At 58.3% G+C, this 13,365-nt stretch carries 14 protein-coding genes; 9 read left to right on the forward strand and 5 right to left on the reverse strand.

What is annotated here, in order from left to right; all coding sequences use genetic code 11:
- Positions 1–493: 493 nt before the first annotated feature.
- The 3 genes from N8A98_RS01120 to N8A98_RS01130 form a co-directional block, all read right to left on the reverse strand.
- On the reverse strand, positions 494–820 hold the full coding sequence (locus tag N8A98_RS01120; RefSeq protein ID WP_262165830.1) for a helix-turn-helix domain-containing protein: 327 nt from the start codon (positions 818–820) through the stop codon (positions 494–496).
- Between the two features lie 17 nt (positions 821–837).
- On the reverse strand, positions 838–1,089 hold the full coding sequence (locus N8A98_RS01125; RefSeq protein ID WP_262165831.1) for a hypothetical protein: 252 nt from the start codon (positions 1,087–1,089) through the stop codon (positions 838–840).
- 176 nt (positions 1,090–1,265) lie between these two features.
- Positions 1,266–1,958, reverse strand: a complete 693-nt coding sequence (locus tag N8A98_RS01130; RefSeq protein ID WP_262165833.1) for an AraC family transcriptional regulator — start codon at positions 1,956–1,958, stop codon at positions 1,266–1,268.
- Positions 1,959–2,147: 189 nt separating this feature from the next.
- Here N8A98_RS01130 and N8A98_RS01135 point away from each other — a divergent pair, with 189 nt between their 5' ends.
- Positions 2,148–3,359, forward strand: coding sequence for an MFS transporter (locus N8A98_RS01135; protein WP_262165835.1), 1,212 nt, complete (start codon positions 2,148–2,150; stop codon positions 3,357–3,359).
- A gap of 370 nt (positions 3,360–3,729) precedes the next feature.
- On the opposite strand, the gene N8A98_RS01140 is transcribed toward N8A98_RS01135, so the two are convergent.
- Complete coding sequence (locus N8A98_RS01140; protein ID WP_262165836.1) at positions 3,730–4,056, reverse strand: hypothetical protein; 327 nt, start codon at positions 4,054–4,056, stop codon at positions 3,730–3,732.
- A 136-nt stretch (positions 4,057–4,192) separates the two neighbouring features.
- Between N8A98_RS01140 and N8A98_RS01145 the strand changes: the two genes are divergently transcribed.
- Both N8A98_RS01145 and N8A98_RS01150 read left to right on the forward strand, forming a co-directional pair.
- Positions 4,193–4,558 (forward strand): response regulator, encoded by a 366-nt coding sequence (locus N8A98_RS01145; protein ID WP_262165838.1) that lies wholly within the window; start codon positions 4,193–4,195, stop codon positions 4,556–4,558.
- Positions 4,559–4,612: 54 nt separating this feature from the next.
- Complete coding sequence (locus N8A98_RS01150; protein ID WP_262165839.1) at positions 4,613–5,014, forward strand: host attachment family protein; 402 nt, start codon at positions 4,613–4,615, stop codon at positions 5,012–5,014.
- Positions 5,015–5,058: 44 nt separating this feature from the next.
- On the opposite strand, the gene N8A98_RS01155 is transcribed toward N8A98_RS01150, so the two are convergent.
- On the reverse strand, positions 5,059–5,301 hold the full coding sequence (locus tag N8A98_RS01155) for a L,D-transpeptidase (RefSeq protein WP_262165841.1): 243 nt from the start codon (positions 5,299–5,301) through the stop codon (positions 5,059–5,061).
- Positions 5,302–5,652: 351 nt separating this feature from the next.
- Here N8A98_RS01155 and N8A98_RS01160 point away from each other — a divergent pair, with 351 nt between their 5' ends.
- The 6 genes from N8A98_RS01160 to N8A98_RS01185 all read left to right on the forward strand — a co-directional run bounded on the left by N8A98_RS01160 (position 5,653) and on the right by N8A98_RS01185 (position 13,266).
- Positions 5,653–6,651: a sensor histidine kinase gene (locus N8A98_RS01160; RefSeq protein ID WP_262165842.1), complete on the forward strand. Its 999-nt coding sequence runs from the start codon at positions 5,653–5,655 to the stop codon at positions 6,649–6,651.
- 347 nt (positions 6,652–6,998) lie between these two features.
- Complete coding sequence (locus N8A98_RS01165; RefSeq protein ID WP_262165844.1) at positions 6,999–9,323, forward strand: TonB-dependent hemoglobin/transferrin/lactoferrin family receptor; 2,325 nt, start codon at positions 6,999–7,001, stop codon at positions 9,321–9,323.
- Between the two features lie 72 nt (positions 9,324–9,395).
- Positions 9,396–11,147 carry an ABC transporter ATP-binding protein/permease gene (locus N8A98_RS01170; RefSeq protein ID WP_262165845.1) on the forward strand — a complete coding sequence of 584 codons (1,752 nt, stop codon included), beginning with the start codon at positions 9,396–9,398 and terminating at the stop codon, positions 11,145–11,147.
- Positions 11,148–11,156: 9 nt separating this feature from the next.
- A complete protein-coding gene (locus tag N8A98_RS01175; protein ID WP_262165847.1) occupies positions 11,157–11,873 on the forward strand; it encodes a ChuX/HutX family heme-like substrate-binding protein in 717 nt (238 codons plus the stop codon).
- A gap of 11 nt (positions 11,874–11,884) precedes the next feature.
- Positions 11,885–12,715: a ChaN family lipoprotein gene (locus N8A98_RS01180; protein WP_262165849.1), complete on the forward strand. Its 831-nt coding sequence runs from the start codon at positions 11,885–11,887 to the stop codon at positions 12,713–12,715.
- An 11-nt stretch (positions 12,716–12,726) separates the two neighbouring features.
- A complete protein-coding gene (locus N8A98_RS01185) occupies positions 12,727–13,266 on the forward strand; it encodes an invasion associated locus B family protein (RefSeq protein ID WP_113121580.1) in 540 nt (179 codons plus the stop codon).
- The last annotated feature ends 99 nt before the right edge of the window (positions 13,267–13,365 follow it).

A 13,365-nucleotide genomic window follows, 5' to 3' on the forward strand; every position in this document is an offset into this window, starting at 1 on the left:
TCTGAGGAGCCTCGATAAACCGACCTCCAAAAGTGAGAACCGGCTTGGCGCGGTGGCGACACCTCATTTAGGCGTAAGGCGGCGATTTCTTTGCGATTATCTGCCCCATTTCATAAATCGGTCGCCAACGATGTTCGCTCCTGGCCTACGGGGGGCGGGTCAGTCGACTACGACGGCTGCCGAATTCGCGAAGCAGTGGCACTGGGCGAAGTGGAAGACATAATGGTAACTCGACAGGTCACTTCTTCGCAGCAAACCGCCGCTAAGACTCCCACGCAGTCAGACCAGGGTGGCGATAGAGGGGTTGGTCACGACCTCGGTCAGATCGATCATCTCCGGACTTGCCACCTCGCTTCGCGCTGAAATCTCATCGCGATAGCACGATAGTCAGACCTGCATTGTCCCGGCGAGGTTATCGTATGTCTTTTTCAGCCGCTCTATGCTGAGCTTCTTCGAACTTGGTCACCCAACCAGCGCGCCCGTCTTCCTAACTTTACTTATTGTCGGCGTGCTCCAGCACATCAGCCATAATGGGGCGCCAGTTATCGCCTAAGGCTTTAAAGCGGGCGACGGTTGTGGGCGTCAGGCTTAGCGTGACGGTTTCCCGGTCGGCCTTTCCGGGCCGCCCGTTGTCATTCTTTGTCCAAGGCGAAAGGCCATGTGCCAGGGCGGCGCAGGCCAGAGCGACATACAGTGGGATATTTGCCTTACCATCCTCGTACCGCTGGGGAGTATTTCGCCCAAGGCCCAGCGCGTCACAAGCCTGCCTTCGGTTGAACCCCATATGCTCGCGCCAGGCCTTAAAATCTTCCTTGGTCATGGGAACGACCTGAGTATTCAATTTGCGTTGTCTCCGCTCATGTCGCGATCATAGGGCGTTGTGGATCGAGCATTGATCAGCACGTCGACAGCATAGGCTTTGTTAGGAAACCGTGTCGCGATGGCAGCCAAGGTATCCTGACCTTCATCGAGCTGGCGATACAGACCATCGCTGTCGCCCTCGGCCGTCCCGGCCACCACCTTCGCCCATTGCTTTAGCAGCACGCGATAGTTGGCAATAAACAAGTCCGCCTCGCGCTCTGTCGTCATAGTCGACTTTCTCCTTACGCACCGTTTCAAAGGGCAAGGTTACCCGTTCTCCCGTTTCGCGGGAAGGTTCCGCGCGGAAGGGGAGGTAGGCGAAATCACTGCGTGTCATACGTTGCGGAGGCGATGCCGATGGCTTTGACGGCATTAGCGCACTAGGGAATACGACCTCGCCGGAATTATCTGGCTATCCTTTCGGCCATAAATCGGCCCGGAGGCTTGCCGAGCGCGCCCTTGAACATTGTTATGAACGCGCTGACCGATTCATAACCGAGATCGTCGGAAACATTTTGCACCGTCGCTCCGGCCGACAATCTCTGCAGGGCAATGATGACATACAATTGCTGACGCCAGCGCCCAAAACTCATCGACGTCTTCTTGCTTACGAGCCGGGCAAGCGAACGCTCGCTCATGGCAACACGTTCCGCCCATTGCGCAACAGTGCTGCGATCTCCCGGATCGCCGATCAAAGCATTCGCAATCTGGATCATCGTCGGGTCTTCTGGAATAGGCAGGTGTAGGGCGGCGACTTCCATGCGGCGAAGCTCCTCCAGGACCACGTGCGCAATCATGTGTCGATGTGAATCGGTATCTGCATGGCTGTCTGCAGGAACGGCGGCCATGTGCTTGATCATCTCGATCAGCATGGGCGTCAGCGACAGCGTGCAACACTGCGCGGGCAGGGTGGTGACGGCCGGATCAACGAAGAGCAGGCAAATGCGGCCGTTCGCGCCCACGTGATTGGAGTGCGGGACGTTGCCGGGTATCCAAACGCCGCTCCCTGAAGGAACCATCCAAAGACCACCCTGCGCCCGACACATGACACCGCCCTGAAGCGCGATCACCAGTTGACCCTTGCTGTGCTGGTGCATGGGAAGCTCGGCTTCATGCTCCTTTACATCCACTGAAACCGCAAAGACGGGTTCCAAGGATAGATCGGGATCGAACGATGCGAGACACGCGTGAAGGGAGTCCATGTACGATTGGCCGCTTTTAAATACTAAATGGCCTAATATCTAAATTCAGCAGCCGACAATAGCTCTATTTGAGCAGGATCTCTCATGTCGGTTTTGAGCAAAATGTCATCTCGCGCCCATCCCCTGAATCCTTTTTGGATTATCGCCGGTATCCTCGTCTTCTCCACTACTCTGCGCGGCACCTTCACAGCCGTTGGTCCCTTACTCGACGTGCTAAGGGACACCTTCGGAATGGGTGCGAGCGAGGCAGGCCTTCTCATCACCCTGCCGTTGCTGGTCTTCTGCGTAGTGTCACCGTTCGCCGCGCTGCTGGCCCGCGAATACGGCCTTGAGCGTGCATTGCTCCTTGCACTGCTCGTCATGATCGGCGGGATCCTGGTAAGATCGGCAGGGCCCTCATGGGGATTGTTCCTTGGCACCTGCCTTTTGGGTGCCGGCATAGCGCTGGGCAACACTCTGTTGCCCAGCCTGATCAAGCGAGATTTTCCTGATCAACTCACGAAACTCACCGCGATCTACTCCATTGCTATGGGTATTGCCTCTGCGCTCGGTTCTGCAGCGGTCGTACCGCTGGCCCACAGTTTCAACTGGCAGATTTCGCTAGCTGCCTTTGTCGTCCTACCTGCTGCCAGCGTCTTGCTCTGGCTACCTCAGCTTTACAGACACACGCCTGTGTCGCCCGGCACCGCCACGCCTCCCCATGGCGGCGCGGTATGGCGTTCCCCTCTGGCTTGGCAAGTCACATTATTCTTCGGGGTCAATTCCTTCGTCTACTACGCTATCACCGCCTGGCTTCCCTCTATCCTGGTCGCCCAGGGCTTTTCATCCACCGAGGCAGGTTCACTTCATGGGATCATGCAATTGGCTACGGCTTTCCCAGCACTCGTGATTGTCCCTATTGTGCAGCGAGCAAAAGATCAGCGCGGTCTCGCCATTGGCCTTGCGGCATCAGGTCTAATTGCATTGGTCGGACTGCTCTTGATGCCTACTTTCGCGCTCCTTTGGGTGGTGCTCTTCGGCTTCGGCATCGGCGGCGCGTTCATTCTGGCCCTTGCCTTCATCGGGCTACGCACCCGGACCGCACAGCAAACCGCAAGCCTTTCGGGCATGACCCAGTCGATCGGCTATTTAATGTCAGCCACAGCACCGGTTTTGATCGGAGCATTGCGCGACAAGCTCGGGAGCTGGCAACCTACGCTTGTCGCGTGCATCGCCCTCTGCGCGGTGTTGGCGCTGCTTGCCTTAGGTGCCGGGCGGAGCCTGCAGATTGGCACCCAGTCAGCGTCTAAATCTTGAGTTCGCGACCACGGCTCCTAGGTCGACCCCTTTGAGCGTTGGGCCCACGTTTGTCATTTAGGCGCGATTGTCGGTAAGTCCAAGCAACGCCTAACTCGATGGAGGGCATACCGCATCTGCACCTTCCCGATGAATCCGCTGGTCGGGAAGGTGACCGCCTCGCGCACCAGCCGAAATTGGCGTGCGATAGCAGCGATGCGTTGCAGTTCTACGCGTGGGGTTGTCCGAGCGAGCCTGGCATCAACACAGGCGAGGCCGTGAACGACAACGACATCGCCGCTGCTGCAGTGCCATCAACCGATATCTGCCGCAATGCGCCTTTCCAGACCGAGGAGGGCGCACTCGTCACATCCGCGTCGAATAGTCGTAATTACTCTTGAGCAGCGGCTGGATGGCTTTCTTCGGTTCTAGTCAATGACGAGATTAATGCCCGAAGCGCTTGATTTTGTGCGGAATGGCGCTCCTCGATTAGGAAGGCTCCCAGCTCGTAGGTTTTGCGCTGTCCCCCGGAAGCGGCATTTGGAACGTGGCGCACCGACACGACGTCTTCTCCCGCAAGAAGCAGCCACCGGTCCCCGTTCTCGCTCGTATAAAAGGCTCGTTCGCCATTTTGCATCTGACTTCTTTCAAGGCGACATGCCTCACTACCAACGCTGGAGGGTGACTTTGGAAACATCACTGCAGCAGCATTGGCCATAAAGGCGTCATTTCGGCGAGAATGTTGCACCGGGACGGCCCGACCGGCGCTTAACGCGGGCGTTTTGAGATAATTTGGATCGTTAGCCACTTCCCCGCGTTGCTGTCACCCGTTTAGAGGCGAATTGGACCGATGTATGACCGACCGGATAGCTGTACTAGTCGTCGACGACGAAGTCCTTGTCCGGTTAGACGTGGCTGACCAGCTTCGAGACGTCGGATATGAAGTCCTCGAAGCTTCGAACGCCGATCAGGCGATCGAAATTCTCAATATTACACCTGGCATAAGGCTGCTGTTCACCGACATAGACATGCCCGGATCCATGGACGGCTTAAAGCTTGCTGCAGCAGTTCGAGATCGCTGGCCGCCCGTCAAAATCATTGTCACGTCCGGTCATCGAAACGTGGACATTGCCGAAATACCGGATGGCAGCATGTTCGTCAGCAAGCCCTACGCGCATCTGGCTGTCCTGCGGTCAATGCGCGAGCTGCTCTCCGCCTGATTGAGATTCAGCCTAAGTGCCTCGCTTTTCTCAACCCAAACCAGGAGAACTTACATGATGCTACCCAAAGGCACGACGGTTGCCGTCGCAGACGGCGAAAAGCTGAATCTGTTCCGCAACTCTGGCGACGAGGCCGGACTAAAACTGACACCCGCCAACCATCCCAAGGTCGATGGCGACGGCCAAGCCACCGGTTCGCGGCAGAGCAGCTCGGGCAATCCCGACGCGAGCCAATCTAATGAGGACGGCTTTTCTGCTAGCATCGTGGCGATGCTGAACAAGAGTGTCCTTGAAGGAAACGTTGAGGGTATAGTGATTGTCGCCGCACCACGGGCCCTCGGAGAAATGCGTAAGCACTACCACAAAGCCCTGGCCGCCAAGCTTCTCGGTGAGATCGCCAAGGACCTGACCGGCCACTCCGTCAGCGATGTAGAAGCAGCTATCCAATCGGTCTAGCCATTATCCAACACCAGGGAACGTGACGGTCACCTCCGGCCCAATCAGGGCCGCCAGCTCCGCAGCGTGCAGTTGGCCAGCCGGATGCAACCATGGGAGTCGGTCTTGTCGATCAAGGCCGGCTCTGGTGTGCCATGAATGCCATAGGTAGGCTTGGAAAAGGCAATCCACATGGAGCCGACGGCCCATTTGGACAGGGCGGGATTGTCAATACCTCGGTGTTGTCGCCCTGCTGGAAGTGACTGCCGGGTTGTAGGTTTAGTCGGGCATCGATATTGCCTGCTCAACCATGTAAACCTCCGTGGGGGACAGGTTGTCTTCGCTGGTGATCATTGCCGAATAGGCCGCAAGCAGTCGCCCAGCCACGTCATAAGCCCGCACCTGGCGCAAGTCTTGTCCGCCACAATCTGCGCGGCCTGCCCGAGCTGGTTCGTTCCCGTTATCGCAACGAAAACCATCGGGGCGGACATCGGCGGTGCGGGTGGTCTTTTATTGGGGACTTCTGCGTCACGGGCCCGGGTATGTCGACGCGAGCGGACGACTGCATAGCCTCTGAAGGTTGCGTTGATGGTTTGCACCTTACGCAGGGGATGGCGTGAACGTTCGTAACCTGCTCAAACGGTGGCTAGGAGGCGCATATGCCGCTGTTCGACGAAAGCCATCCACTTTGGGAAGTAAAAAATCTTAAGCGGGCGCTGCATGCCGCTGGGGTAGCGCTATGGTCGTGGACGGTTGAGACCGACGATTTCGCCATGGACGAGCGGGCCTTCGAGCTCTGGGGATTACCGGCAGAAGGCTCGGTGAGGTTTGAGGACCTCTCCTCACGAATCCACCCCGCCGACCGAGATCGGGTTCGGGCGGCATTCACCGCAACCCGCGCCCTCGTTGGCGCCTATGAAATCGATTTTCGTATCCTTCTCGGTGAGGAAATTAGGTGGATATCGGCCCGCGGACTGGGCAACGATGAGGGATTGCACAAGGGGCAAATGTCGGGCGTTTTTCTCGACGTTACCGGCCGCAAGCAGGCAGAGGAAGGTCACGAACTCCTTGCTGGCGAGATGAGCCATCGGGTCAAGAACCTTCTGGCAATTGCGGCAGGTCTCACCAATCTGACCTCGCGCTCGGCGACATCTGTTGCAGAGATGGCCAAGGAACTGACCAATCGGCTAACCGCGCTGGGGAGAGCGCATAATCTTGTTAGGCCTCTTCCGGATGAGCAAGGACGTGCCGCACTGTTGGGCGATCTAATTTCCGTACTCCTGGCGCCTTACGACGATACCGGGGCTTTCAGCGGGCGAATTCGTGTGGCCGTTCCCCGCATGGGAATCGGTGAACAGTCCGCGACAACCCTGGCACTGGTCATCCACGAATTGGCGACCAATTCCCTGAAATATGGAGCTCTTTCCGTCGAGTCAGGCATGCTGGATATTTCCGGGACTGCCACGGACGATGAAGTGTTTCTCGTATGGACTGAGCACAGCGGTCCGATGGTGAAGCCGCAGGCAGAAGCAGGGTATGGAAGCAAGCTACTCAACAGAATTATAACGGGGCAATTGCTCGGTTCCATAGAAACGGAATGGTCCGAGGGCGGCATCATCGTGTCCGTAAAAATGAGCGCCCAACGGTTGGCTGCCTAGGAACGTGTATTGTGCTCCTGAACGCTAGAACGATCCAAAACTGCTGAATGGCGGAAGGCGTCGCAAGCGGAATGTCGGCTTCTGGTGCCCGATCAACCACAGCTGCCGTGCCTTGTATCAGCGATCCGGCCGGAGGCAACTGGGCGCCTCCGAGGCTGACCCATCGCTTCTCGCGGCTCTGATCACATAACGAACGAGCGGTTGGGCCTAGGAGGCGATCCGCTGACAGAATGACTTGAGCTTTAATTGTTGACTATTATATTCATGTTAAGTAGATGTCGGCCGTATAGCCAGCCACCCGCCTGACCCGGTCAAGCCAGCAAAGCGTTATTCCTTTGGGGGCCTAAATGATCGGACATACCACGCGCGCCAGCTCGGCGGGCGACAGCAAAGCTGTGCGCAGACAGTCGTTGCGCGCGCTGCTCGGCAGCACAATCCTTGCTTCAGTGCTCATGTGCGGGGTCTCCGTGACCCTGGCTCAAGACAATATGAGCGGCACTCAGATAACCATGCTGCAGCGGCTAGTGATCACTTCAACGCGCACCTCTCAGCGACTGCTTGATGTACCTGCAACGATCACCGTAATCGGTCAGGATCAGATCAACGAACGGGTCGTCCGCGACATTCAAGATCTGGTGCGCAACGAGCCCGGCGTTTCCGTTGACCGGCAGACCTCGATTACCAATCCCTGGGGCCAGCTCACCGGCTTCACCATCCGCGGCATGAGCGGCAATCGCGTACAGATGCTTGTCGATGGCAGCCGCGTGCAGGAGCGCATCACTGACGGCAGCCGCGATTTCGTCGATCCCTTCAACATGAAGGCCGTTGAAATCATGCGCGGTCCGAACTCGGTGCTGATGGGCGCCGATGCGCTTGGAGGCACGGTAGCGTTCCGGACGCGCGATCCATCCGATCTGCTCGAAGGTTCAGACAAGCCATGGGCTGTCGAGGTGCGGACATCTTTCGACAGCTTCGATAATTCCTGGCGCAAGCAGATCACTGGCGCTTATGATTTTGGTCCCATGCAAGTGCTGGGCAGCTTTGGCCATCTCTCCGCAAATGAAGCCAAGCTGACCAATGCTGATCCTGACGGTGCGCCTTGGGCCGCGTGCCCGCGTCCGACCTACTTTCGTTGCGACCAGCTGTATCCAGCCGATACCAGTGCCTATAACGGCCTGGTGAAGCTTGTGATTGCACCCAATGCCGATCACGAGATCAAGCTGACCGGCGAACTCTTCGATCGCAATACCGTTATCCAGCAGATCTGGGATTCAGGTGCGAGGACGGGCGGCTATGTGAGCAATGCCTATCCGCGCGAGCTCGACATGACCCGCTACCGGCTCGCCGTTGAGCACAATTGGCAGGTCAATGCGCCGTGGCTCGATAGCGTCAAGTGGCAAGTTTCTTACTCGCCGCAGAAGCGCGTCACCAACAGCATCTCTTATCGCACTTATCCGACCCGCACTCAGACGGTTACCCAGTTCCGCGACTACAGCGAGCGCTTCCTTGAGGCCGATCTGCAACTGGTATCCTCGTTCGGTGTCGGTCCGACCAACCATACCCTGACCTATGGCTTCGACGGTGATATCGCCAGGAGTGACTATACTGGCACCAATACGACTTGGAGATCGGATGGCGTGATCACGCCGCCGGCCATCAATCAGGGGTTCTCGTTCCCTAAAGTGGAGACGGTGCGCGCCGACTTCTTCCTACAGGATGAGATCAAAGCCTTCGATGACCGACTGACGATAACACCCGGTCTGCGTCTGGCTAATTACACCATCTCTCCCGATGCCAGCTACGCCAGCCTTCCGGGTTATAAGCCGGGCGAAGTAAACAGCACCGAATTGATCAAGAAACTCTCAGTGCAATATGAGCTGACTGACAATTTCTCAGTCTACGCAGCCTATGGCGAAGGCTTCAAGATGCCGAGCGCCCAGCAATTGTTCCAGTCCAGCCTCGGCATCGGCACTACTGGTCTCGTCAACATCACGCCAAATCCCGAGCTGAAGCCGGAATCGGTCAGCAACTACGAAGCCGGTATTCGTGGCGAGTTTGATAAGGGCTGGTTCAGCGTGACCGGTTTCTATTCCAAATACGATAACTTCATTCGAGGCCTGCAGCCGCGGCCTGGCGCTCCCCTCGACCCCGCCGGCGATCCGACAGTCTACTGGTCCGACAACGTCGAGTTGGTCGACCTCTATGGTATCGAGTTTGGTGGGGAGTATGAGTTCTACGAGAACATCTTTGCCACTGCCAATCTGACTTGGCAGCATGGTTCGCAACGCGTCAGTTCGGGGGCGGCGACGACACCATTCGACGGGACCACCCCACTGACGGCCGTTCTTGGTATTCGCTACGAAATGCCGGAAAACGGTCTGAAGTTTGAACTGCTGACCACGCTCGCCTCCGGCGTCACCGAGCGCGCCGATCCCGCTGCCTTCAAGCCCGATGGCTATGCGCTGCTCGATGGCTACGTCACCTGGAAGCCCACGGAAAATGTGGAGATCAACTTCGGTGTCCAGAACATCTTGGACACTAGATATTTCCCCAACACGCTAACTGGCTACGCAGCCAACCAGACCGACATCGCCGTGCAGGGCCAGAACCCACTGGCAGCCCAGGTTGGCCCCGGCCGTACGTTCAAGATCGGGACCTCGGTCAAGTTCTGATCAGGCGATGCCCAGAGACATTCCAAACAACAGAAGGGCGCCCCGCGCCCTTCATTCTTGAAGGATTTTGTCGTGTTGCGCGCTCTCTCCCAGTTCTGGCGCCTGCTGAAACTTTGCATTTCAGGTCCCCGCGGTAAGATGGGCATTGCCTTCTTTGTCGCGATCGTCGTCCTGGATTTCGTCGGCATTGCCACCTCCATTCGCCTGGTACACTGGAACGGCGACTTCTATGGTGCGCTTGAGGCAATGAATGGGTCCGAAGCTATCAGGCAGGTCGGCGTTTTCTTCCTCATTGTGGCGGCGAACGTCTGTATTCATCTGATCGGGCTTTACCTCCGCAAGATGTTGCAGATGCGCTGGCGCCGTACGCTCACTCAGGGCGCCCTCGATATATGGCTCAACAATCGCGCCTACTGGCATCTCGCCAACAGCGCCGATAGCATGTCCAATCCCCAGAGCCAGCCGGTCGACAATCCCGACCAGCGCATTGCCGACGACTGCAAGTTCTTCATCGAGAAAGTGCTTAGCGAGGCGCTCGATCTTATCGGTCGAGTCGCCGGCTTATTCTCATATATCGTCCTGCTTTGGAGCCTCGCCAGCTTCCCGCTGTCGCTTGCCTTCATCGGCCTGCCGTGGGACGTCCCGAACTATATGGTCTGGGCCGCCTTTCTTTATGTCGCGCTATGCAGTCTGCTTGTTCATTTTCTGGGCTACCCGCTAAAGGGGCTGCTGGTGGAGCAGCAGCGCCGCGAGGCCAATTTTCGCTTCGCCCTGGCCCGCCTGCGCCTCAATTACGATGAAGTGGCCATGTCTGCCGGTGAACGGGCAGAGCGCGGCGTTTTCAACAGCCGCTTCGACGCCATCATCGCCAACTGGCGCAGGCTGATCAACCGCGATCTGATCCTAAGCTGCTTCACCTTTCCCTATTCCAGCACCGTGTTGCGCGTGCCGCTGTTCGTTGCCTTACCCGGGTACCTCGCCGGTCATGTCGCCTTCGGTGGGCTCATGTCGCTCAGCATGGCCTTCTCCAATGTTGTGACAAGCCTTTCATGGTTCGTCTTTTCCTATCGCGATCTATCTGATCTGGTTGCGGCCTCGTCACGCCTCGATGATTTTCTCGAGGCCGCCAAGGCAGCAGGGCGAACCGGTCGGCGCATCGCCCAGCACGACTCCTCCGATGGTGTTCTCGGCCTCAAGGGTCTTGCTTTGGAAACGCCGCAGGGGACCGTCATGCTAAACATCCCCGACTTCGCAATTACCCGCGGCGAAGCCGTGTGGCTGTCTGGTGCTTCGGGCCTTGGCAAGACTACGCTCATCAAGACGCTGGCCGGGCTATGGCCGCATGGCTCGGGGGAAGTCTTTACCCCCAGCGCTTCAATGATCGTCTTGCCGCAACGTCCCTATTTTCCCATCGGCGACATCCACGATGCTTTGGCTTATCCGCGTGACAAGCAGGACTTCGGTGCGGAGGACCTCGATATTGCCTTGGCCAAGGTCGGCCTTGGTGAACTGGCTGATGTGGAATTCGGCCGCTCCGATACCATGGCGGCCCATGGCCTGTCCGGTGGCGAGCAACAGCGTCTCGCGCTGGGCCGTTTGCTGGTCCACAGACCGCAATGGGCGCTGCTCGACGAGCCAACCTCTGGTCTCGATATTGCTGCGGAGACCGAGCTTCTCTGCATACTGCGGCGCGAACTACCCGACACCACTTTCATCATCGTTGCCCACCGGCCGCCACAGGGGCTCGGCTCCTTGCGTCACATCACACTCGACCCTGGCGCTTCGCCTGCGTCGCTTCTCCATCCTGATCTTCAACCTGCCTGACCTGAGACCATGACTGAAAACAATCCACGTGAGCGACTTCCCGTGCCGGCCGCCTCAGTAATTCGGGCACTACCCTCCATGGGCAAGCTAATGGTCACTGCAAAGCGCGCCGGCGCTACGCACGAGCGCATCGGCACGATCGAAGCTGTAACCGTTGACGATGGCTGGCTGGTTTGTTCCGGCGTCGAGCACGACAGTCGTATGGACCCATCTGCCGTTGCGACGATCATCGTTGATCGCACCAGCGTTATGGGCGAGCAGGCCTATCCGCGCATCGACTTCCTCGATGTCGATGCTGAATGCCTGTTCAGCGTCGTCGGATTTAACGGGCTAGAGCCTTTCGACGCCGCTCTAGCACAATTCGGTGCGGGGGAAGCCCTCCCCGAAAAGCCGGTCGAGCCGCGCGGAGAGCGACCGAATGTCGACCCGGAGGAGATCGGAACGCGACCCTTTAATTTGGCGAGGGACACGAAGGCGAATATTATGATCGCTTTTAGCCGTCCAGGCTTTGTACAGAAGTGGACGGGCATGGTGGAGAAGGTCAATCCGGCCATGGGCTTCATCAACATCATGCGCGCCGATTTCCACCTGCATCTCAAGGCCGGTACCGTGTCGGACTGGCGAGCTTCCGGCGACGGCACCAATATGATTCACGAGGCATTGGACCAGGATGGCGTGCCAACTGGTCTAGTCGTGCGCGGTCTGCCTGCCGCTATAACAACATGATCTCGCGTCCCATGCATGTCGTCGGTGGCTGGGTTGAACCAGCCAGCGGCACCGCCGCGAGGCATGGCGACCTGCTGGCGCGTGCCGCGCGCCAGCAGGTCGTGTTGCTCGGTGAGACGCATGATCGTTACGATATCCATCGCTGGCAGATGCATGTCTGCGCGGGCCTTCTAGCCTTTCGGCAAGATATAGCCGTGGGCTTTGAGATGTTCCCGCGGCGGGTGCAACCCGCGCTCGATCGCTGGGTGGCGGGTGAGCTGGACGTGCCAACGTTCCTGGCCGAAAGCGAATGGAACGCAGTCTGGCGCTTCGACCCGGCTCTCTATCTTCCCATCTTCGAATTCTGCCGCCAGTTCAAGCTTCCAATGCTGGCGCTCAACTGTGAACGCCCCCTGGTCACACGGGTGGGCAAGGAGGGCTGGGACGCAATCCCCGAGGCAGAGCGCGACGGACTGACGCCGGCAAAGCCCGCCACTCAGGCTTATCGCGACTACCTGTTCAGTCTCACTGGCGGACCACGCCCTGACCGGGAGGCCAAAAGTAGTGCCGACCCGGCCTTCGACCGTTTCGTGCGCGCACAGCAAACCTGGGACCGCGCATTCGCTTGCAATATTGCGCGCCACCTGGACCAGCCTAACCCGCCACTGGTCGTCGGCATTATCGGACGCGGTCACCTCGAATATCGTTACGGCACGCCGTTCCAGCTTGCGGACCTTGGCATAAAGGACTGCGCCGTTCTGCTTCCCAGCGACGACGACCAGCCCATGGCACCCAGCCTTGCCGACGCCGTTTTCCGTCTCCCGGGACCGCCCGAACGGGCGGTGCGCCCAAATTCTCGTTGAAAGAACCCAGTATGCTCAAAAAGATCGTCCTGCCCTTCGCCTTTATGGGTGCCCTGTGTATCGGCAGCGCGCTGGCCCAGGAGGTTTCCGCACCATCGGGCCTGCCGGGAGGTGCTGCATCGCTCAATGAGGAACACGGCGACTGGACGGTATCCTGCCGGATGGTCAACACCGAGAAACTCTGTGCCCTGTCCCAATCGCTGGCCGATACCGGCAGCGGCGAACGTGTTCTGGCCGTTGAACTAGCTACCCCCGCTCTAGACCAGATCGAAGGCATACTTTTATTGCCTTTCGGTCTGCGCCTCTCGGACGGCATTACGCTTAAGGTCGACGCCAATCCTCTCGGCACCGCCCGTCCTTTCCTGACCTGCATTGCCAGCGGTTGCATTGTACCGTTGGTCTTTTCTGCTAGTCAGATCAGCGCCATGCGTGCCGGCAAGGCCATGACCATATCAGGTGCAAGCGCCGACGTCGGCCAGCCAATCGAACTGACGGTGTCGCTCACCGGCTTCTTGGTCGCTTCCAACCGCTCCGTTGAGCTCAGCAACTAAGTTCTCGAGACTGCGGTAGCATAGCCGAGTGCAGGACAATACAACTTGCTGACAGAGTCCTTGCTATAGTCCTGCCGGGTGGCTGGCAGGAAAATCGGA

Source organism: Devosia neptuniae (genome assembly GCF_025452235.1).
Lineage (GTDB): Bacteria > Pseudomonadota > Alphaproteobacteria > Rhizobiales > Devosiaceae > Devosia.